Below are 17,531 nucleotides of genomic sequence, written 5' to 3'. Positions count from 1 at the left end.
ATGAAGGCGGGGTGCTGACGGTGCTGTCATCGCTTCGAACCGGCTCCCCCTATTGGGGGACGGTCCGCGTCGGCGCGCGATCGGGATGCTCCGGGCCCCGCCGATCAGGTCAGTAATACTGACTTAACTCAGTATATCCCGCCACATGAGCGCCCTTGCCGCCGCGGGAATACCGTAAAAATACCTATGACCTGGAAGCTTCCGTTATGGAAGGGCTTGCTTCCATTTTGATAAATACATGAATCCATTCGTACTATTCCTTATTTTATAATCCTGATTTTATTTTACCATGTGAACCGATCGGGAAATCCATACCCGGAACAAGAAATACTCGGCACAGACGCAGGCTTGCGCGTTGGGGTAGAAGGGAAACATCGAGATTGGGGCTTGAGGAATATCGACGCTCTGTCAGCGAATCTAAACACGCTGCCATCCTGAAAGCGGGCCGAAAACATTTTCTCGAGTACGGCTATTCAGGCGCAGCTGCGGCGGAAATAGCGCGAGAGGCCGATGTATCGACCGCGACGCTGTACAAGCATTTTGCGTCGAAGGAAGAGCTCTTCGCTGCCGTGGTGAAGGACGCCTACCACGAGATCGAGATTCCTCCGTTGCCGGAGAGTTCTGACCTCGAAGACGTCATGGTCGCGGTACTCAACAACTATCTCGTTTCCCACTTCGAGCGGGAGGTGACAGCTCTTCTGCGGATCGTCATCGCCGAGGTGCCGTCGGCACCGCAGCTCGCGCTCGACCTGTTCGATGAGTTCGTTACCTCGCGGTATCAGAAGATGTCTGAAGTGGTCGACCTGCTGATCCAGCAAGGCGCACTCAAGGCTCACGACAGCCATTTCGGCGTGCGGCTCCTCATAGGAGCGATCAAGGAGCACTACATCTGGCCCGCGCTATTCGAGAACAAGGCTACTGCGCCCAAGGATGCGGGGGGCGTGCTTCGCCAGGTCGTGAGGGACTACCTCCGCCTCTATGGCACATGACGAGCGCGCGTTCCGGGGAGGACAGAACATAATGGGACTGGAAGACTACAGGCGAAGTGTGAGCGCGGCGAAGCATGCCTCCATTCTCCAGGCGGGCCGCGACGTATTTCTCCGCGACGGTTTTTCACGCGCCGCGGTGTCCGACATTGCCCGCGATGCAAATGTCTCGACGGCCACGCTCTACAAGCATTTCCGCTCGAAGGAAGAGCTTTTCGACGCCGTTCTGAAAGAGGCCTACGACAGGGACGAGACAGAGACCATCGTCGACGGCACAAACGTCGAAGACCTTATCGTCGACTACTGCATGAATTCCTTGCGGAGCCAATTTGAGCGCCGCGTGCCAGCGCTTATCCGCGTCGTCATTGCCGAAGTTCCAAAAACGCCGCAACGCGCGCGCGACCTCGGCGAGCACTTCGTTTCTGCCCACCACGTCGCAGGCGCCCGGGCGCTCGAGCGGCTCATAGCGTTGGGAAGGCTGAAGCCGCACGACACTCATTACGGCGCCTGCTTCCTGGGGGGCGTCATGAAGGAATACTTCATCTGGCCCGCGCTCTTCGACGCGAACAAGACGCTGCCCGACGATGCTGAAGCCATCGTGAGAAAGGCTGTCCGCGCCTACCTCGAACTCTATGGCGCCTAGCTCACCAGAAAACGGGGGAAACCTGTGGGACTCGAAGATTACCGGCGCAACGTAAGCGAAGCCAAACACGCCGCAATCCTCAAGGCGGCACGCGAGGTGTTCCTGCGCGACGGTTTCTCGCGCGCAGCGGTCGCCGAGATCGCACGCAACGCGGACGTCTCCACAGCCACGCTCTACAAGCACTTCGCATCCAAGGAAGACCTGTTCGCCGCCATCGTCATCGATGCCGTGAGCCGTGTGGAAGACATGTCCGATCTGGAAGGATCGGAGACATCATTTCCCGACATTCTCATGAAAATCGGGCAAACATATCTCACCAATCAGTTCGATTATCGCGCGAACGATCTGATGCGCATCGTCATTGCCGAGTCGACGACCAATCCTCACCTGGCCGCCGAGACGTTGCGCGCCCTGACTGAACGCCGGCGGCAACGCCTTGTGACGGTCTTCAACCGGCTCGTCGAGAGCGGGATCATGAAGCCCAACAATACCGATCTGAGTGCGCAGCTCATCTCCGGAATGATCAAGGAAATCTTCGTCTGGCCGGCGCTATTCGACGCCAGCTTCACACTGCCCACCGATACGGACGAAAAACTGCGCAATATCATTCACATCTTCCTTGCGCGCTACGCAGCATGACCGCGCGGACGAACGAATACGCCACCAGGAGCGCAAGATGACGATCGGGGCAGAGAAACAACCCACCAGCGACGCCAAGCGCGACGGCATCATCAGGGCCGCGCAGGCGCTATTTCTCCGTGATGGCTTTTCAAAAGCGGTCATGGCCGATGTGGCGCGGAATGCGGATGTCTCCACCGCTACGCTCTACAAATATTTTGAGTCGAAGGAAGTCCTGTTCGAGGCCGTCGTGCTCCATGCGGCGGCTTCCGTGCAGGACGATTTCGGTGTGGTCGCGCCAGGCACCTCGGCGCGCGATTTTTTCATGCAGGCTCTCGCCAGCGCCCACGAGGTGCAGCAGCAAGCCCAGGTCACGGCCCTCCTCCGCGTCGCCATTGCGGAGGTCGCCGCTTCGCCCTCGCTGCCCCGCAAGGTCTTCGACACGGTGATCGGCGGACGCTATGCCCGCCTTCAGGCTGCACTCGATGAAATGGTCGGGCGGGGACTGCTGAAGCCTCACGACACTGCCTTTGGCGCCCGTATCGGCATGGGCATGATCAAGGAGCTTTTCATCTGGCCCGCGCTCTTCGTCCCGGATTTCAAGCTTCCGCCCGATGCCGTCGCCCGCGCTGACGAGGCCATCAACATATATCTGGCCGCATACGGCGCCTGAGCCCGTCGCCGGCCATTTATCGAAAACGTGCCGGTGCATGCGTGTGGTGCGTCGTGATCGCAAGCGCATGGGCAAGCGCATCGGGCTGATCGATATCCGCAATCAGCACACGCTCCCCCGATAGCATCCTGATATCGAGAGCACCGCCGCCGAAAAGCCGCTGAGGCAGCGAACGCCGGACGCGGATCGATGCGATCTCTCGCGCGCCGACGCGCAGCGACCTTGGCATGGCGAAGCCGTCGCGCAGCACGAGTTCGCGCTCTGCCGCTCTTTCGGTCCCCTCCGCTCCCATCGGCCAGATTTCGACCGACAGAAGACGCGCCCGGAGCGCAGCCGCAAAAGCGAGCGCCGGCGTCCCGAGCATCAGCACGGCAAGCGAAAGCGCCCTGAGGCCGGAGAGCTGCGGCGCATGAAACGTCGCCCACAGGAAAATGCCCAGCCAGACCGCCGCCACCACCGCGGCCGGCAGGTAAATGGTCCAATGGGCGACCGCGCTCGCCAGCGGCTCGCGGGCACCGAAATGGGAGACATCCGGCGGGGATTGCCTGTTCATGGCCTTGAGGATCGCAGACGCCGAACCGCTTGTTAAGCGGCAGCTTGAGTCATAAAATTGCGATGTACCGAGTGTTCGGGGTGTCCGCCCCGTGAGGCGCTCCGACCGTCCCATCTCCCCGCGAATTTCGCGGCAGGTGGGAGCAGTTTCCCTCCACGGGGAACGGGAGGAGCCTATGTCCGCTCGCTTTCACCACAGCGACAATGTGCGCGCCGGTGTGACGGGACATGGCGTGCGCTACGTGCTCGCCGTGTCTCTCCTTGCCGCCTGGGCGATCCTGAGCCTGCTCGTGCTGTATTCGGCCACGGATCTGGCCTCGGCATTCACCCCATTCACCGGCCACGGCTAAACGGCGCAACCCGTGGCGCTCCGGTTTTCATACAACGCCCGCGCGAGACGCCGCCCGCCGGGCAAGGAGGCAAGAATGTCCATTCTTCCGCAGCATGACGAGATCAAGGAACCACCCTTGAGCTTCAAGGAGGAATATGGGCCCCAGCTCATCGGCGCCGCCGTCGCGGTGGTGATCTTCGCCCTGATCCTCCTCGCCTTCATGCGCTGAGGGCCGTCCACCGGTCCGCCCTCTTTAACTTGCCAAGCCCGCATTCATCTGTGGCAGGATGGTCGGCGCTGCCGTGCATGCAGCGTTGGCCTCGGGGGCATTTGCGATGGATATCGGGTCACTTCTCTTTTCATTCAGGGGACGCGTCAATCGGCGGGCCTATTGGGGCTTTGCTCTGTTCGCCAGCGTGGTGGGCCTCGGCACGCTCTATTTGACGCTGCAGCGCGTGATGGCGGCGGGCATCACCCCTGGCATGAGCCAGGAAGAGTTCATGCGCGCCGTGGCCGGGGTCAATCAGGGCTGGGTCACCATTGTTCAGTTGGCCATGTTGTGGCCGACGCTCGCCATATCGGTGAAGCGTTGCCATGATCGCGGACGCAGCGGCTGGTTCCTGCTGCTGCTCATCGTGCCGCTGGTGCAACTCTGGCCGCTGATCGAGATCTCACTCCTGCGCGGGACCGACGGCGACAACCGCTTCGGCCCCGACCCGCTGGCAGGCGCGCCGCAGGACAGCTGGAAGAGCTGGCTCATCTTCGTCGGCTTTCTCATCGTCTCCGGCGCGCAGTTCAGCCTGGGCCGCGAATTCATGACCTACATGATGACGCACATGCCCGATCTCTCGCAGCCGCGCACGCCCATCTAGGCTGGCGCAAGCGCAGCGGGCGGCGCATGATCGCCGCCCCGTTTCCTGCCCGCCGTCGTTTCCATGACCCGCCTTCGCGCCGACCTGCTGCTTCTTCTCGCCTCGCTCATCTGGGGCGGCGCCTTCGTCGGCCAGTCGACGGCCATGGCGCATATGGGGCCGCTTACCTTCACAGGCACGCGCTTCCTGCTCGCGGCGCTGGCGCTCCTCCCCTTCGCGGCAATCGAACGGCGGAATGCGAGAGCCCCCGTCCCGCTCTCCCGCGTGCCTGCGCTGATCGCCATCGGCATCGCGTTCTTCGGCGGCGCCGCGCTGCAGCAGGTGGCGCTGGTGAAGACGAGCGTGACCAATGCCGGCTTCCTGACCGTTCTTTACGTCGTGATGGTGCCGGCGATCGGCGCGGCCTTCCTGCGCCACAAGCTGCCCGGCGCAATCTGGCCCGCCGCCGCGCTTTCGGTTGCAGGCACGTTCCTTCTCGGCGGCGGCCGCATGGACGGGCTCAACTGGGGCGACGGATTGCTCGTTCTCAGCGCGTTGCTCTGGGCAGGCCAGATCATCGGGCTCAGCGCCCTTGCCGCAGACCTGCGCCAGCCCGTTGCCATCGCGCTGATGCAATTTGCGGTGACGGCGGCACTCGGGCTCGGCTGCGGCTTCGCCTTCGAGACGCCGAGCCTCGACGCCATGCTGATCTGCTGGCGCGAACTCGCCTATACGGGCTTCATCTCCGGCGGCATCGCCTTCACGCTGCAAAGCATCGCGCAAACGCACACGCCGCCCGCCGACAGCGCCATTCTGCTCTCGCTGGAAAGCCTCTTCGCCGCCGCCTTCGGCGCGCTGCTTCTCGGCGAACGGCTTTCGCCCCTTGGCTGGATGGGCGGCGCCATGGTGCTCGCCGCCGCCCTCCTCGTTCAGGTCATGCCGCTGATGCGGTTCCGGCGGAGGTGAGGGGGACTCTGGAAGCAATACACAGAAGCCATTACCGTCATTGCGAGCGAGGAGAGGCAATCCAGTTCAGCCGATCCCCTAGCCCGCCCGCTTGTTCCCCATCGCAACCGTGCCCATGCGCTCGAGCTTGCCCCAGCCCACGAAGGGCCCGCGCAGCGCCGTGACCAGCGAGCGCACGACCACGTAGTACATGAGCTGGCGATAGCCGAAGCGTTGCAGAACCAGCCACCAGAGCAGGCTCCACTGCTCGCGCCGCTCCATGAGGAAGCCAAAGATCGCGGCGGCAAGATCGACCACCACGAAGACGCAGTAGTAGATACCGATGAGTTTCAGATCGTTGTTCTGGAACTCCGCGCCATGCTGGGCCCAGGCGATGGCCTGCCCGATGAGCTGCCAGACGAGGAGCAGGTCGGCGAGAGGCGCAAGAGCGGTCAACATGATCTGGAAGAGCCAGACCTGCGGCAGCGCGATCATGCCGAGCGCGCCATAGCCCGGCCGGAAGGTGATGGCGCGATATTTCCACAGGCACTGCAGCGTGCCGTAGGACCAGCGGAAGCGCTGCTTGGAGAGCCCGCCGAAAGTCGCAGGCGCTTCCGTCCAGGCAAGCGCAGAGCTGTCGAACATGACGCGGTATCCGGCCTGCTGAAGATGGATCGTGAGATCCTGGTCTTCCGCCAGAGTATCCGCCGGGAACCCGCCCAGTTCGATCAGAACCGAACGACGCCATGCGCCCACCGCACCCGGCACCACCGTGAGAGTGCCGAGCGCGGCGAGCGCCCGCCGCTCCAGATTCTGGGCGGCGATATATTCAAGCGCCTGCCAGCGCGTGATCATGTTGATCCGGTTGCCGACCTTCGCATTGCCCGCGACCGCGCCGATCGACGGGTCCGCGAACCAGCGCACGAGCCGCGGGATCGTGTCCTGCTCGAAATGCGTATCGGCATCGAGCGCCACCACGACCTCGCCGGTCGCCCGTGCGATACCCACATTCAGCGCGTTGGCCTTGCCGCCATTCGGAATGGACAGGATTTCGACGCGCGGCATATCGCGGAAGTTTTCGTTGAGCACCGCCAATGTGCCGTCCTTCGAGCCGTCATCGATCACGATGATCTCGATGTTCCTGTAGTCGCCGCCGAGAATTCTGTTCACCGTATCGACGATGACGTTTTCCTCGTTATAGGCGGGGATAAGCACGGAGACGCGGCACCCCTCGCTCTCAACCGGCGGTTCTGCGCTGGTGAGCTCCTTGCGCCGCTGCCAGAGGCTCAGCACGACGAGGAAGGCGAGCCGGCCGATGCCGAGCCAAATGGCGGCTATGAACGACCAATAGAGCACATGGCCCGCCGTGCTCAGCGTCAGAAACACCGCGCGGTCCATGAGCAGGCTCATCGTCACCGGCAGCTTCGGCATGGTCTGTTCGCGCGTGAGCGGGATCAACGAGGAGACCGGCACGAATTCGTAGCCCTCGGCACGCAGGCGGTCGATGATTTCGGGCAGGGCCTCGATGGTCTCCTCGCGGTCGCCGCCTGCATCGTGAAGCAGCACGATGTTGCGCGGCATGTCGGGCGTCGATGCATGCACCTGCCTGATCGTCTCGTCGATGATCTTCTGCGTGCCCGGCTCCATCCAGTCGAGCGGATCGACATGCAGGCCGACGGTGAGATAGCCCATGTCCTGCGCAATCTTCACCGGCACGATCTGCTCATAGTCGGTTGGTTCGGAGTCGCCGAGATAGGGCGGACGGAAAAGCCGGAGCGAACGCCCCGTCAACGCCTGGAAGAGGCGCTGCGTCGCGTTGAGCTCGAGCACCGTCGCCTCATCGGCAGTCACCGAAAGATTGGGATGTGTGAAGGTGTGGCTGCCGACCTCATGCCCCTCCGCGATCATGCGATGTATGATATCGGGATTGGATTCCGCATTCGCGCCGATGACGAAGAAGGTCGCCGGAACGTTCTTGTCTTTCAGGATATTGAGGATCTGCGGCGTCCATTCCGGATCCGGTCCGTCGTCGAAAGTCAGCGCAATCTTCCTGGGTGCGCCGCCATATTGCTTGATGACATAGGTCGTCGGCAGCTTCGTATAGGTCTCGTCGTTGATGTCGCCGGTCGTCGCATCCACCTCGAACTTGCGCGCGCCGGTCGTCGGTTCGGCGGCCACGCTCAGGAACTCGCCGCGCCCTTCGAAGTCGATATCGTCGATGATCGGAATCGTGCCCATGGCCTCCGGCGCGGTCGCATCATAGGGCCTGCCCATGACGTTCCAGATCGTCGGGTCTTCGCCGCCAAGGCGCCAGACTGCGTAGCCCGCAGGCTGATAGGGATCGGCCGCGTGTATCTGGTTGTAGGCCGTCACACCATCGAGGAACCAGACGTCGTGACGCACATTATCGTCCTCGATATACGAGAAATGCGGATTGTCGCTATTGGCGTCGAAATCGATGTCCGCGCCAGAGTCATGCGCGGCAATGACGGCATCCTCGAAAGACAGGCTTTCGACCTCGCCGCCATTCCAGTCATAGGCATAGGCGCCGAGCGCGACGATCGTCCGCGCGGGATCGAGCGCCTTCATGCGCTTGTCGAGAATATCCTCGAACCAGCTCTGGCTCGCGATGGGTCCGGCGGTGCCGGAACCCCAATGCTCGTCATAGATCATCAGCATGGTGTAATCGACGAGCTTGGCCATATCCGCGAAAGGCCATGTGTCATCGCCGACCGGCGTTGCGATCGCCACGACCCAGCCATGAGGCGCGAATGCGGCATGGAGTTCCTTGAGGAACGTCTTGAGGTTCCTGCGGGCCGGAACCGGCAGGTCCTCGAAGTCGACCACAACGCCCTGGAGATGATGCTGGTCGATGAAGTTCGCGACGTCCGCCACGAGGGCGCGGCGGCGCGTGTCGTCGGCGAGGAGCTTGCCGAGACCAGCCCCATCCCATTTGCCCTGCCACGCGTTCTGAAGCGTCGGCAGGATCGCAACGCCCGGCTTGGTCACGCGGATGTAATCATTGACGTGCTGATCGAATGACGGAGTGAGGGTCTGCTGCGGCCCGGCCAGATTGAGCCAGGTCGGAACCACCCAGTCGAGATGCGGCAAGGCGCGCTGCAGCGAGGCGAAATTGGTGCTGCCCCAGGTCGGGTAGAAGGCGATCGACAGCGGGCGGCCCTGTTGCGGTTCAAGTATCCCGGACATGGCGCCGCCATGCTGGGCGCGGTCGAGCCGCCGCTGCCTTTCGTGGACGCGCTTTTCGCGCAAGGCGCGTGCCTTTTCGCCGAGACGCGTGGCGGAGCGCAGCAGTTCCGGCGAGCGCGCCTGTGCTTCGAGGTCAGACGACGGCACGGCGCTGAGCTGCCCCGGCAACTTCAACGCGGCGAAATGCGGCACCACCACGATGCTGGCCAGAAAGGCGATGCCGACCAGCGTACTCAGCACGGCGGCCACCCAGCCGATGGTGGAAACATGTGCGGCCCTGCGGCCGCTGGCGTCGAAGAAAATGGGCTTGTGCGGCTTATGCTGCATGATCTCTAGTCCGGCGCTCTTTCATCGCCGCGGCTGTCGCTCTGGGCCAGACCGATAATTCATCCGGGGCCGCGTTCAGCCGAAGTTCACTCGCACGCCAACGGCTTCCCGTCACCTGAAGCTTATGTAACGTTCCGCGTTGTTCGCCTTTTGGCCCGATTGGCTCTGGCGAAACCGGGATCGGCACTTATATTGGTGCCCATGGCACGCAAATCCATGAAATCCTTCGGGCGCGGCTCCGAAAAACAGCTCCCGTCGAGCGCCATGACCGGCTTTTCCGAGGCGCCCGGCGCCTCGTTCATTCCGGCCGACCGGGAGGCGCTGGCTCAGGCCGATCGCGACTCATGGGCGGGCGCGCTGAAGGGCGACCCGGAATATTGGCCGCTTTTCGCCCCTCACCGGCCGGAACGCCCCGAGAAATCGGAGGGCGGGCAGCGCTTCAAGCTCGTTTCGGAATATGAGCCCGCAGGCGACCAGCCGACGGCCATCGCCGAACTGGTCGAAGGCGTCGAAAAGGGCGAGCGCGATCAGGTTCTGCTCGGCGTCACCGGCTCCGGCAAGACCTATACGATGGCGCAGATCATCGCCCGCACCCAGCGCCCCGCCCTCATCCTCGCGCCCAACAAGACGCTGGCCGCGCAGCTCTATGGCGAATTCAAGAGTTTCTTCCCGGACAACGCGGTCGAGTATTTCGTCTCCTATTACGACTACTACCAGCCGGAAGCCTATGTCCCGCGCACGGACACCTACATAGAAAAGGAAAGCTCGATCAACGAGCAGATCGACCGCATGCGCCACGCCGCGACGCGCTCGCTGCTCGAACGCGACGACGTCATCATCGTCGCCTCGGTTTCCTGCATCTATGGCATCGGCTCGGTCGAGACCTATTCGGCCATGACCTTCTCGATCAAGCTCGGCGAGCGGCTCGACCGCCGCCAGCTTCTCGCCGACCTCGTCGCGCTGCAATACAAGCGCAACGACGCCGCCTTCGGGCGCGGCACCTTCCGCGTGCGCGGCGACACGGTGGAGGTCTTCCCGGCTCACTATGAAGACCGCGCCTGGCGCATCACCATGTTCGGCGACGAGATCGAGGAGCTTGCCGAGTTCGACCCGCTCACCGGCCAGAAGACCGACAAGTTCCAGTCGCTCAAGCTCTACGCCAATTCGCATTATGTGACGCCCCGCCCCGCCCTCAGCCAGGCGATGGAGGAGATCCAGAAGGATCTGATGATCCGCCTTCAGGAGCTGAAGGGCCAGGGCAAGCTGCTCGAAGCGCAGCGCCTGGAACAGCGCACGCAGTTCGACCTCGAAATGATGGAGGCGACGGGAAGCTGCGCGGGCATCGAGAACTATTCGCGCTATCTCACGGGCCGCAAACCCGGCGAGCCGCCGCCCACTCTTTTCGAATACCTCCCCGACAATGCGCTGGTCTTCGCCGACGAAAGCCATGTGACGGTACCGCAGATCGGCGGCATGTTCCGCGGCGACTACCGGCGTAAATCGACGCTGGCCGAATATGGCTTCCGCCTCCCCTCCTGCGTCGACAACCGGCCGATGCGTTTCGAGGAATGGAACGCGATGCGCCCGCAATCGGTCTTCGTTTCGGCGACGCCGGGCTCATGGGAGATGGAGCAGACGGGCGGCGTCTTCACCGAACAGGTGATCCGGCCCACCGGCCTCATAGACCCGCCGACGATCATCCGCCCGGTCGGGACGCAGGTGGACGATCTCATCGCCGAATGTCACGAAGTCGCGGCGAAGGGCCAGCGCGTGCTCGTCACCACGCTGACGAAGCGCATGGCCGAAGACCTCACAGAATATATGCATGAGCAGGGCATCCGCGTCCGCTACATGCATTCCGACATCGACACGCTGGAGCGCATCGAGATTTTGCGCGACCTGCGCCTCGGCGCTTTCGACGTGCTGATCGGCATCAACCTGCTGCGCGAGGGCCTCGACATTCCCGAATGCGCGCTCGTCGCCATTCTTGACGCCGACAAGGAAGGTTTCCTGCGTTCCGAAACCTCGCTCATCCAGACCATCGGCCGCGCGGCGCGAAACGTCGACGGACGCGTGATCCTTTACGCGGACAACATGACCGGTTCGATGGAACGCGCCATCGCGGAAACGAACCGCCGCCGCGAGAAGCAGCAGGCTTACAATATCGAGCACAACATCACGCCGGAGAGCATCCGCCGCAACATCGGCGACATTCTCGAAAGCGTCTATGAGCGCGATCACGTGCGCGTCGATACGGGCGAGGCCGACGAAGCCTTTATCGGCCACAACCTCCGCGCCCATATCGCGGACCTCGAAAAGAAGATGAAGGACGCCGCCGCCGATCTCGAATTCGAAACGGCGGCGAGGCTCCGCGACGAGATCAAGCGCCTCGAAGCCACCGAACTCGCGGTGGCGGACGATCCCCTCGCCCGCCAATCCGTGATCGAGGAAAAGGTCGCCAAATCCGCCCCCGTCAAGGGCCGCTCGTCATCCGGCAAGCCGGGCACACGAGCGACGAAGTATCGCGGGAAGAAGCACTAATCGCCATCGGCACCGGTTCCTCTCCGTCATCACGGATCAAATCCGGAGCGACGAGTTTATAGACGGATGACCACCACCCTCCTTATCGGCACAACCGGCATGTTGAAAGCCGCTGCGGCGCATGCGGTCGCGCGGTCGAGGAAGGCCGTGACGCTTTCTCGGCATGCGGAGGACTTCTCGCTTGGGAGCGACACCCTCGATGTGAAGCTCACGCGCGTATCTCAGAGCTATGATGATGGCGCGGCGTTTCTCGACGTTGTTGCGCGGCACGCGCCTTACGATCTCGCGCTGACATGGATCAGGCCGCAGGCAGAGATACTTCGCGCGGCGATTGACGGGATGATTGCGCCGGGCGGGCGGATTGTCGAAGTGATGGGAAGCCGGTCGATCCTGCTGGGTGAAAATGGTGAGGCGTCGATTGCGGAGCGGCGCGCGCAGGCGCTGGCCTTGCAGCCGGACATCACCTATTCGCAGGTGATCCTCGGCTTTATGCTTGAAGGCGACGGATCGCGCTGGCTTACCCATGAAGAGATTTCAGCGGCGACCATCGCGCAGATGGAAAAGCCGCAAGCCCGCTTCGTCGCGGGCGTGCTGGAGCCCTGGGAGCGGCGGCCGAAGTAACATCGTCGGGATGTGTGCTGCTCTGGATTGCCGGGTCAAGCCCGGCAATGACGAAAAGAAAATGATGCCAACTACTCATCGTCATGCCCGGGCTTGACCCGGGCATCCAGAGCGGCACACTCCGCGCATGCGCCAATACTATGTCTACATTCTTGCCAGCGGTCGAAACGGAACGATCTATACCGGCGTTACAAACGACATTCTGCGCCGCGTCTACGAACACAAGACGGAAGCGATGCGCGGTTTTACCAGCCGGTATGGCGTGAAGCGTCTCGTCTGGTTCGAAGTGCATCCGAGCATCAGCCATGCGATTCAGCGCGAAAAGAACCTGAAGCATTGGTCCCGGGCGTGGAAGCTCGCCTTGATCGAGGAGGCCAATCCGGGCTGGCGCGATCTCTATGAAGACCTCATGCGATGACGCTGGATTGCCGGGTCAAGCCCGGCAATGACGAAAGAATTACCTCTTCCCCCGCAGCCTTTTCCGCTTCTCCAGAAAATACATGACCTCGAGCTTCAGCCCGTCGGGATCGAGGAAATAGACGGCGCGGTAGCCTTCGCCATAGTCGGGATAGTCGGCGGGCGCGTCGATGATGGTTGCGCCCATCTCGATGAGGAGCGCATGCACCTTGTCGACATCGCCGGGCCGCGAGACTTCGAAGGCGTAATGATGGAAGCCGACATCGCCGGTGCGGTGCTTGTGCTGCTTGCCCTTCCGGTCGGCGTCGGTGATCCAGTACATGGTGCGGCCATTGTCCCAGCCGAGCGTCTGGCCGAACTCCCATTCGAGTTCGAAGCCCATGAAGCCGAGCAACCTGCCGTAGAACTCTTTTGAGCGCTTGAGATTGCTGACGCGGATGGCGAGGTGGTCGATGCCGAGGACGCGGACCATGATGGGCTCCTTCGCCGGTCTGGACCGCCCGATGCTCGCGCAAGGCGAGCCACGGCGCAAGCGCCGCGCTTACTTCCCGGCGAGGCGCGCGCGGGCGGAGCGGAGCCAGCCCATCAGGCGGTCGTTGGTCTTGATGGCGCGGCGAACGCCACGACGCGCATTCAGCAGCGTCGAGATGCCGAGGCCCCAAGGCGTCGCCGCCTCGATCAGCGCGTAGAGAGGCATGGGCGTGTCGCAGAAGCTTTCCTTGTAGGGCGCATAGCCGACCGAGAGGTCGTAGACGGCGTGTTTCGCCTCGATGCTCGCGCGCATGAGCCGCAACAGATGAAGGCGGCCTGGGGAAACCTTCGCATGTTCGGGGTCGTAGACATGCACCATCAGCGTGGCGCGGTCATGCCAGACATGAGCGATGGAGCCGGAAATCATCTTGCCGTCAAGCATCAGCGCGGCGACCTGCAGATGCATCAGCCCATCCTCGCGCGGCAGCGAGGCAAGTTCCAGATAGGCGGCGCGATGGGCTTCATCCTCGAAGATCGAGGCGATGCCCTGCTGGCGGAGCTGCGCGACCTTGGCGTCAAGTATCTGGCGGGCAAGCGCGCGCGCCTCTGTCGGCGTCTGCGCGATGCGGAAGACGACCTCGCCTTTCTCCGCGAGCTTGCGCTCCTTCACCCGGTCGTTGCGACGCGTTTCAGGGCGGAAGATCTGCAGAAGCTCTTCAGACGTGGAGGGAAGCGCAAAGGCATAGGCCGCATCGGGCGCGAGTTCGCCGCCCAGCGCGACGAAAGGATTGGCGAGGCCGCCAAGGCGTTCGGGCTGGTTTTCCAGCAGCAGCACGTCATGCTTCGGAAGCGCGCGGACGATCGACGGCCAGAGCGCGGCGAAACGTCCGGCAGGCAGGCGTTCGGCGAAATCGCGGGCGAGCAACGGGCCCTTGTAGTCCGCGAACCTGCCGCCGAGCCAGACGAGACAGCGCGCGCCCATGCGCCGCTCTATGCCGAAGGGAGCAAGCATCAGCGGCCTTCCGCCGAGCGAGATCATGAGGATCGCCGGCGCGATGCCTTCCGCGCTGCCGACCGAGGCGTGCCAGGCGGCGAGCCAGTCATAGCTCTGAAAGCCGGTGCCGACTGCCTCCGCCTCGAAGCGCCGCCACTGCGATTCCGCCTCGATGAAGCTTGTGAAGAGCGTGAAGCCGAGCGCGCGGCGGGCGGTGGCGCGACGCTCCACCCTGCCCGGCCAATTGCGAGGCGCGACGGCGCGCGGCGTGCGCGAACGCGGCGCCTCCGCCGTCTCTCTCATGCTCGCACGCTCGCCTGCAGTCTCGATCATAACCGTCTCCCGCGCCGTTCCGGCACATTCCCGTACCGTTTCCGGACGTCGCTCTTGCTTCTCTTCCTGGGGGAGCAAAATTCCGGCCAGAGAGTGCCGGCATTAACCACAGGCGCACGGCCCCGCGTGGGCGCGGCTCATGCTAAAGTCGCCCATCCGCCACTGGAGGACCCGATGCCGAAGCTGATCCCCGTCACCGCCATGAACACGCCGGAACCCGGCGCCCCCGCGCCCGACCGCGTGATTGCGGGGACGCCGCAGAACCGCACATGGAATGCCTATGAGACGCCGGACGGGCGCTTCTTCTCCGGCATATGGGAATCCGATCCCGGCGCGTGGCGCATCGAATATACGGAAGCCGAATTCTGCCACATCCTCGAAGGCGAAAGCCGCATCACGGGCGACGACGGTGCTGTGATGACGGTGCGCGCAGGCGACGCTTTCGTGCTGCCGATCGGTTTCAAGGGCACATGGGAAGTCGTGACGCGGACGCGCAAGCATTACGCGATCTACCTGCCATGAGCGTCCGTTTCGCGGTGTGACCCGATGATGTATCTGTCAGTCCTCGGCGGTTTCGTGCTGCTGGTCCTGAGCGGCGACCTGCTGGTGCGCGGCGCCGTGGGGCTCGCGTCGCGGTTCGGCACTTCCCCGCTCGTCATCGCAGTCACCGTTGTGGCGCTCGGCACATCCATGCCCGAACTCGTGATCTCGGCTGACGCGGCGCTTCAGGGCTCGCCCGAAATCGCCCTCGGCAATGTCATCGGCAGCAACATCGCCAACATCCTGCTCGTGCTGGGGCTGCCCGCGCTCATTTCGCCGCTGTCATGCTCCGATGGGTCCCTGAAGGGAAGCGTGCTGATCATGCTGGGCGCAAGCGCCGCGCTGACCGCGCTCTGTTTCCTGGGGCCTATAGGCCGCGGCGAAGGCCTGCTCCTGCTCGTCCTCTGCGGCGCCTATGTCGCCTGGTCGCTTCTGGAAGTGCGGACCCACCGGCTCGAAGCCCGCGCCCTCGCGGCGGAGGCACGCGCTCTCGCGCTCGAAGTGAAGGAACCCGGCAAGGCGGTGGAGCAGGCTGTCGAACATGCCCTCGTCAAGAATGTGCCGACGGCCGCCACCTCATGGGCCGTCATCGCGGCTTTCACGCTGATCGGCTTCGTGGGCCTTCCTCTCGGCGCGCATCTCGTCGTTTCGGGCGGCACGGCAATCGCGCGTGCCTTCGCGGTGCCTGAGGCGACAATCGCACTCACTCTGGTTGCAGTGGGAACTTCATTGCCCGAACTCACGACATCGCTCATGGCGGCGTGGCGGAAGGAGCACGATGTCGCCATCGGCAATGTCATAGGCAGCAATATCATCAACATTCTGGCGATCCTCGGCGTCAGCTCCCTGATCGCGCCGCTGCCCGTGGCTGCGAACTTTCTTCACGTCGATCTTTGGGCCATGCTGCTCGCGGCGTTCGCGATCGTGCCGACGGTCATGTCGCGCGCGCGCATAACATGGTGGAAGGGAGCGATGTTCGTGCTGGCCTATGCGATCTATATGGTTTCAATATTCCAGCGCGGGAGCGAGGCGATATGAAAGCCGCCCTCGTTACCGGCGCCGCGCGGCGCATCGGACGCGCCATCGCGCTCGCGCTCGCCGAAGACGGCTATGCCGTCGCCATCCATCATCACCAGTCCGACGATGACGCGGCGGGCCTCGTTCGCGAGATCGACATGCGCGGCGGACGCGCCGTCGCGCTCAAGGGCGATCTCGGCTGCCGCGCCGAGCTTGAAGCGCTCATCCCCGATGCGGTGAAGGCGCTCGGTCCGCTGACGCTCCTCGTCAACAATGCCTCGCTCTTCGAGCCGGACGAAGCGCTGACCATGACAGAGGCGAGCTGGGATGCACATATGGGCGCGAACCTCAAGGCGCCCGCCTTTCTTTCGCAGGCCTTCGCGGCGCAGCTGCCGGAAGGCGCGGCCGGCAATATCGTCAACATCATCGACCAGCGCGTCTGGCGGCCCAATCCGCGCTTTCTGAGCTACACGCTGTCGAAAATGGCGTTATGGGATCTAACGCGCCTTCTCGCGCAAGGCCTGGCTCCCCATATCCGCGTCAACGGCATCGGACCGGGGCCGACGCTCGCCAATACGCGGCAAGCGCCGGAGGACTTCGAACGGCAATCCGCCGCAACTATTTTGCGCCGCGGCACTACGCCCGAGGAGATTTGCGCGGGACTTCGGTTTATTCTCGCCGCGCCCGCCATGACCGGCCAGATGATTGCGCTCGACGGCGGCCAGCACCTTGCCTGGGAAACGCCCGATGTCGTCGGCATCCCTGAATGAATGGGCCGGAACGATTGGGCAGGAACGAATGAGTAATGCCATGAGCCAGTCCGACAACGTCAGGCCGTTCAAGATCGCCGACGCGGCCCGCGCCATTCGCCACGTCTTCGTGCGCGACCTGATGCTTGACGCGCATATCGGCGTCTACACCCATGAACACGGCCGCACCCAGCCGATCAGGGTCAATGTGGACCTCACGGTGAGCGAGGCGGCGCATGGCGACAAGCACGCCAATGTCGTCTGCTACGAAGAAGTGGTGAACAACATCAAGGCGATGGTCGCGAGCGGCCATCTGAACCTCGTCGAGACGCTGGCCGAGCGGGTGGCGGCCTCCTGCCTCGAGGATGGGCGCGTTCTGGTCGCGCGGGTGCGTATCGAGAAACTTGCGGCCATCCCGGAGGCCGGCAGCGTCGGTGTCGAGATCGAGCGGGCGAGGAACCTGCCCTAACTCCAGCATTTCGCTTGGGATTGATTTCCTTGTCCCCTCGAAAGCGGCAATGGAATCAAAGATTTGGGTCTGTCCTGCGACGGGTGCGGAACAATTGTGCACAGCAAAGAAATGAAGGCCGATCTACGAATCCGCTTGACTCTCTGATCGGGCCGACAGCAATGCCCCTTTCCAAAGCATAAAAAAGATCATTAAAAATCAAAGGGTTAGCTTTGTCACATTTTACGGGCACGCGTCACAAAAGCT

General features: G+C 63.2%; 19 protein-coding genes. 15 read left to right on the top strand and 4 right to left on the bottom strand.

The window, feature by feature from the left end; translation table 11 throughout:
- Positions 1-380: 380 nt before the first annotated feature.
- From ABFC66_RS10480 to ABFC66_RS10465, 4 genes are read left to right on the top strand one after another with little or no spacing between them, the layout of a single operon-like run.
- Positions 381-989 carry a TetR/AcrR family transcriptional regulator gene (locus tag ABFC66_RS10480; RefSeq protein ID WP_346740890.1) on the top strand — a complete coding sequence of 203 codons (609 nt, stop codon included), beginning with the start codon at positions 381-383 and terminating at the stop codon, positions 987-989.
- A gap of 31 nt (positions 990-1,020) precedes the next feature.
- Positions 1,021-1,629, top strand: coding sequence for a TetR/AcrR family transcriptional regulator (locus tag ABFC66_RS10475; RefSeq protein ID WP_346740889.1), 609 nt, complete (start codon positions 1,021-1,023; stop codon positions 1,627-1,629).
- A 24-nt stretch (positions 1,630-1,653) separates the two neighbouring features.
- The gene (locus tag ABFC66_RS10470; RefSeq protein ID WP_346740888.1) at positions 1,654-2,268 is read left to right on the top strand and encodes a TetR/AcrR family transcriptional regulator; all 615 of its coding nucleotides are present in this window, start codon (positions 1,654-1,656) and stop codon (positions 2,266-2,268) included.
- Between the two features lie 37 nt (positions 2,269-2,305).
- The gene (locus ABFC66_RS10465; RefSeq protein WP_346740887.1) at positions 2,306-2,920 is read left to right on the top strand and encodes a TetR/AcrR family transcriptional regulator; all 615 of its coding nucleotides are present in this window, start codon (positions 2,306-2,308) and stop codon (positions 2,918-2,920) included.
- Between the two features lie 16 nt (positions 2,921-2,936).
- On the opposite strand, the gene ABFC66_RS10460 is transcribed toward ABFC66_RS10465, so the two are convergent.
- Entirely contained in the window at positions 2,937-3,473 is a 537-nt protein-coding gene (locus ABFC66_RS10460; RefSeq protein WP_346740886.1) for a PH domain-containing protein, read from the bottom strand.
- Between the two features lie 175 nt (positions 3,474-3,648).
- On the opposite strand from ABFC66_RS10460, the gene ABFC66_RS10455 reads away from it, so the two are divergent.
- From ABFC66_RS10455 to ABFC66_RS10440, 4 genes are all read left to right on the top strand, one after another.
- On the top strand, positions 3,649-3,822 hold the full coding sequence (locus ABFC66_RS10455) for a hypothetical protein (protein ID WP_346740885.1): 174 nt from the start codon (positions 3,649-3,651) through the stop codon (positions 3,820-3,822).
- Positions 3,823-3,897: 75 nt separating this feature from the next.
- Positions 3,898-4,032, top strand: coding sequence for a hypothetical protein (locus ABFC66_RS10450; protein ID WP_346740884.1), 135 nt, complete (start codon positions 3,898-3,900; stop codon positions 4,030-4,032).
- Between the two features lie 106 nt (positions 4,033-4,138).
- Positions 4,139-4,675 carry a DUF805 domain-containing protein gene (locus ABFC66_RS10445; RefSeq protein ID WP_346740883.1) on the top strand — a complete coding sequence of 179 codons (537 nt, stop codon included), beginning with the start codon at positions 4,139-4,141 and terminating at the stop codon, positions 4,673-4,675.
- Positions 4,676-4,738: 63 nt separating this feature from the next.
- Positions 4,739-5,620 carry a DMT family transporter gene (locus tag ABFC66_RS10440; protein WP_346740882.1) on the top strand — a complete coding sequence of 294 codons (882 nt, stop codon included), beginning with the start codon at positions 4,739-4,741 and terminating at the stop codon, positions 5,618-5,620.
- Between the two features lie 78 nt (positions 5,621-5,698).
- On the opposite strand, the gene ABFC66_RS10435 is transcribed toward ABFC66_RS10440, so the two are convergent.
- Positions 5,699-9,133, bottom strand: coding sequence for a glycosyltransferase (locus tag ABFC66_RS10435; RefSeq protein WP_346740881.1), 3,435 nt, complete (start codon positions 9,131-9,133; stop codon positions 5,699-5,701).
- Between the two features lie 201 nt (positions 9,134-9,334).
- On the opposite strand from ABFC66_RS10435, the gene uvrB reads away from it, so the two are divergent.
- The 3 genes from uvrB to ABFC66_RS10420 all read left to right on the top strand — a co-directional run bounded on the left by uvrB (position 9,335) and on the right by ABFC66_RS10420 (position 12,713).
- Positions 9,335-11,674, top strand: coding sequence for an excinuclease ABC subunit UvrB (uvrB, locus tag ABFC66_RS10430; protein WP_346740880.1), 2,340 nt, complete (start codon positions 9,335-9,337; stop codon positions 11,672-11,674).
- Between the two features lie 66 nt (positions 11,675-11,740).
- Positions 11,741-12,295, top strand: coding sequence for a hypothetical protein (locus tag ABFC66_RS10425; protein WP_346740879.1), 555 nt, complete (start codon positions 11,741-11,743; stop codon positions 12,293-12,295).
- A gap of 127 nt (positions 12,296-12,422) precedes the next feature.
- The gene (locus ABFC66_RS10420) at positions 12,423-12,713 is read left to right on the top strand and encodes a GIY-YIG nuclease family protein (RefSeq protein WP_346740878.1); all 291 of its coding nucleotides are present in this window, start codon (positions 12,423-12,425) and stop codon (positions 12,711-12,713) included.
- 39 nt (positions 12,714-12,752) lie between these two features.
- On the opposite strand, the gene ABFC66_RS10415 is transcribed toward ABFC66_RS10420, so the two are convergent.
- Together ABFC66_RS10415 and ABFC66_RS10410 are read right to left on the bottom strand one after the other, a co-directional pair.
- On the bottom strand, positions 12,753-13,184 hold the full coding sequence (locus tag ABFC66_RS10415) for a VOC family protein (protein WP_346740877.1): 432 nt from the start codon (positions 13,182-13,184) through the stop codon (positions 12,753-12,755).
- 69 nt (positions 13,185-13,253) lie between these two features.
- The gene (locus ABFC66_RS10410) at positions 13,254-14,510 is read right to left on the bottom strand and encodes a GNAT family N-acetyltransferase (RefSeq protein ID WP_346740876.1); all 1,257 of its coding nucleotides are present in this window, start codon (positions 14,508-14,510) and stop codon (positions 13,254-13,256) included.
- A gap of 174 nt (positions 14,511-14,684) precedes the next feature.
- Here ABFC66_RS10410 and ABFC66_RS10405 point away from each other — a divergent pair, with 174 nt between their 5' ends.
- The 4 genes from ABFC66_RS10405 to folB are packed head-to-tail and all read left to right on the top strand — an operon-like array spanning position 14,685 to position 17,285.
- Positions 14,685-15,032, top strand: a complete 348-nt coding sequence (locus ABFC66_RS10405; RefSeq protein ID WP_346740875.1) for a cupin domain-containing protein — start codon at positions 14,685-14,687, stop codon at positions 15,030-15,032.
- Positions 15,033-15,056: 24 nt separating this feature from the next.
- Positions 15,057-16,088: a calcium/sodium antiporter gene (locus ABFC66_RS10400; protein WP_346740874.1), complete on the top strand. Its 1,032-nt coding sequence runs from the start codon at positions 15,057-15,059 to the stop codon at positions 16,086-16,088.
- Positions 16,085-16,837 carry an SDR family oxidoreductase gene (locus ABFC66_RS10395; RefSeq protein WP_346740873.1) on the top strand — a complete coding sequence of 251 codons (753 nt, stop codon included), beginning with the start codon at positions 16,085-16,087 and terminating at the stop codon, positions 16,835-16,837. The genes ABFC66_RS10400 and ABFC66_RS10395 overlap by 4 nt, the downstream gene beginning before the upstream one ends.
- A 40-nt stretch (positions 16,838-16,877) precedes the next feature.
- Positions 16,878-17,285, top strand: coding sequence for a dihydroneopterin aldolase (gene folB / locus ABFC66_RS10390; protein ID WP_346740872.1), 408 nt, complete (start codon positions 16,878-16,880; stop codon positions 17,283-17,285).
- The last annotated feature ends 246 nt before the right edge of the window (positions 17,286-17,531 follow it).

This window comes from Parvibaculum sp. (assembly GCF_039680535.1).
Lineage (GTDB): Bacteria > Pseudomonadota > Alphaproteobacteria > Parvibaculales > Parvibaculaceae > Parvibaculum.
The sequence above is the reverse complement of the archived record's forward strand: the minus strand, read 5'-3'. Positions and strand labels throughout refer to the sequence as shown.

Excerpts from the sequence above, each read along its gene's own strand:
- uvrB (WP_346740880.1), top strand. The coding sequence starts at position 9,335 with ATGGCACGCAAATCCATGAAATCCTTCGGGCGCGGCTCCGAAAAACAG.
- ABFC66_RS10405 (WP_346740875.1), top strand. The coding sequence starts at position 14,685 with ATGCCGAAGCTGATCCCCGTCACCGCCATGAACACGCCGGAACCCGGC.
- ABFC66_RS10440 (WP_346740882.1), top strand. The coding sequence starts at position 4,739 with ATGACCCGCCTTCGCGCCGACCTGCTGCTTCTTCTCGCCTCGCTCATC.
- folB (WP_346740872.1), top strand. The coding sequence starts at position 16,878 with ATGAGCCAGTCCGACAACGTCAGGCCGTTCAAGATCGCCGACGCGGCC.
- ABFC66_RS10475 (WP_346740889.1), top strand. The coding sequence starts at position 1,021 with ATGGGACTGGAAGACTACAGGCGAAGTGTGAGCGCGGCGAAGCATGCC.
- ABFC66_RS10425 (WP_346740879.1), top strand. The coding sequence starts at position 11,741 with ATGACCACCACCCTCCTTATCGGCACAACCGGCATGTTGAAAGCCGCT.
- ABFC66_RS10455 (WP_346740885.1), top strand. The coding sequence starts at position 3,649 with ATGTCCGCTCGCTTTCACCACAGCGACAATGTGCGCGCCGGTGTGACG.
- ABFC66_RS10435 (WP_346740881.1), bottom strand. The coding sequence starts at position 9,133 with ATGCAGCATAAGCCGCACAAGCCCATTTTCTTCGACGCCAGCGGCCGC.
- ABFC66_RS10420 (WP_346740878.1), top strand. The coding sequence starts at position 12,423 with ATGCGCCAATACTATGTCTACATTCTTGCCAGCGGTCGAAACGGAACG.
- ABFC66_RS10445 (WP_346740883.1), top strand. The coding sequence starts at position 4,139 with ATGGATATCGGGTCACTTCTCTTTTCATTCAGGGGACGCGTCAATCGG.
- ABFC66_RS10450 (WP_346740884.1), top strand. The coding sequence starts at position 3,898 with ATGTCCATTCTTCCGCAGCATGACGAGATCAAGGAACCACCCTTGAGC.
- ABFC66_RS10460 (WP_346740886.1), bottom strand. The coding sequence starts at position 3,473 with ATGAACAGGCAATCCCCGCCGGATGTCTCCCATTTCGGTGCCCGCGAG.
- ABFC66_RS10465 (WP_346740887.1), top strand. The coding sequence starts at position 2,306 with ATGACGATCGGGGCAGAGAAACAACCCACCAGCGACGCCAAGCGCGAC.
- ABFC66_RS10395 (WP_346740873.1), top strand. The coding sequence starts at position 16,085 with ATGAAAGCCGCCCTCGTTACCGGCGCCGCGCGGCGCATCGGACGCGCC.
- ABFC66_RS10410 (WP_346740876.1), bottom strand. The coding sequence starts at position 14,510 with ATGATCGAGACTGCAGGCGAGCGTGCGAGCATGAGAGAGACGGCGGAG.
- ABFC66_RS10415 (WP_346740877.1), bottom strand. The coding sequence starts at position 13,184 with ATGGTCCGCGTCCTCGGCATCGACCACCTCGCCATCCGCGTCAGCAAT.
- ABFC66_RS10400 (WP_346740874.1), top strand. The coding sequence starts at position 15,057 with ATGATGTATCTGTCAGTCCTCGGCGGTTTCGTGCTGCTGGTCCTGAGC.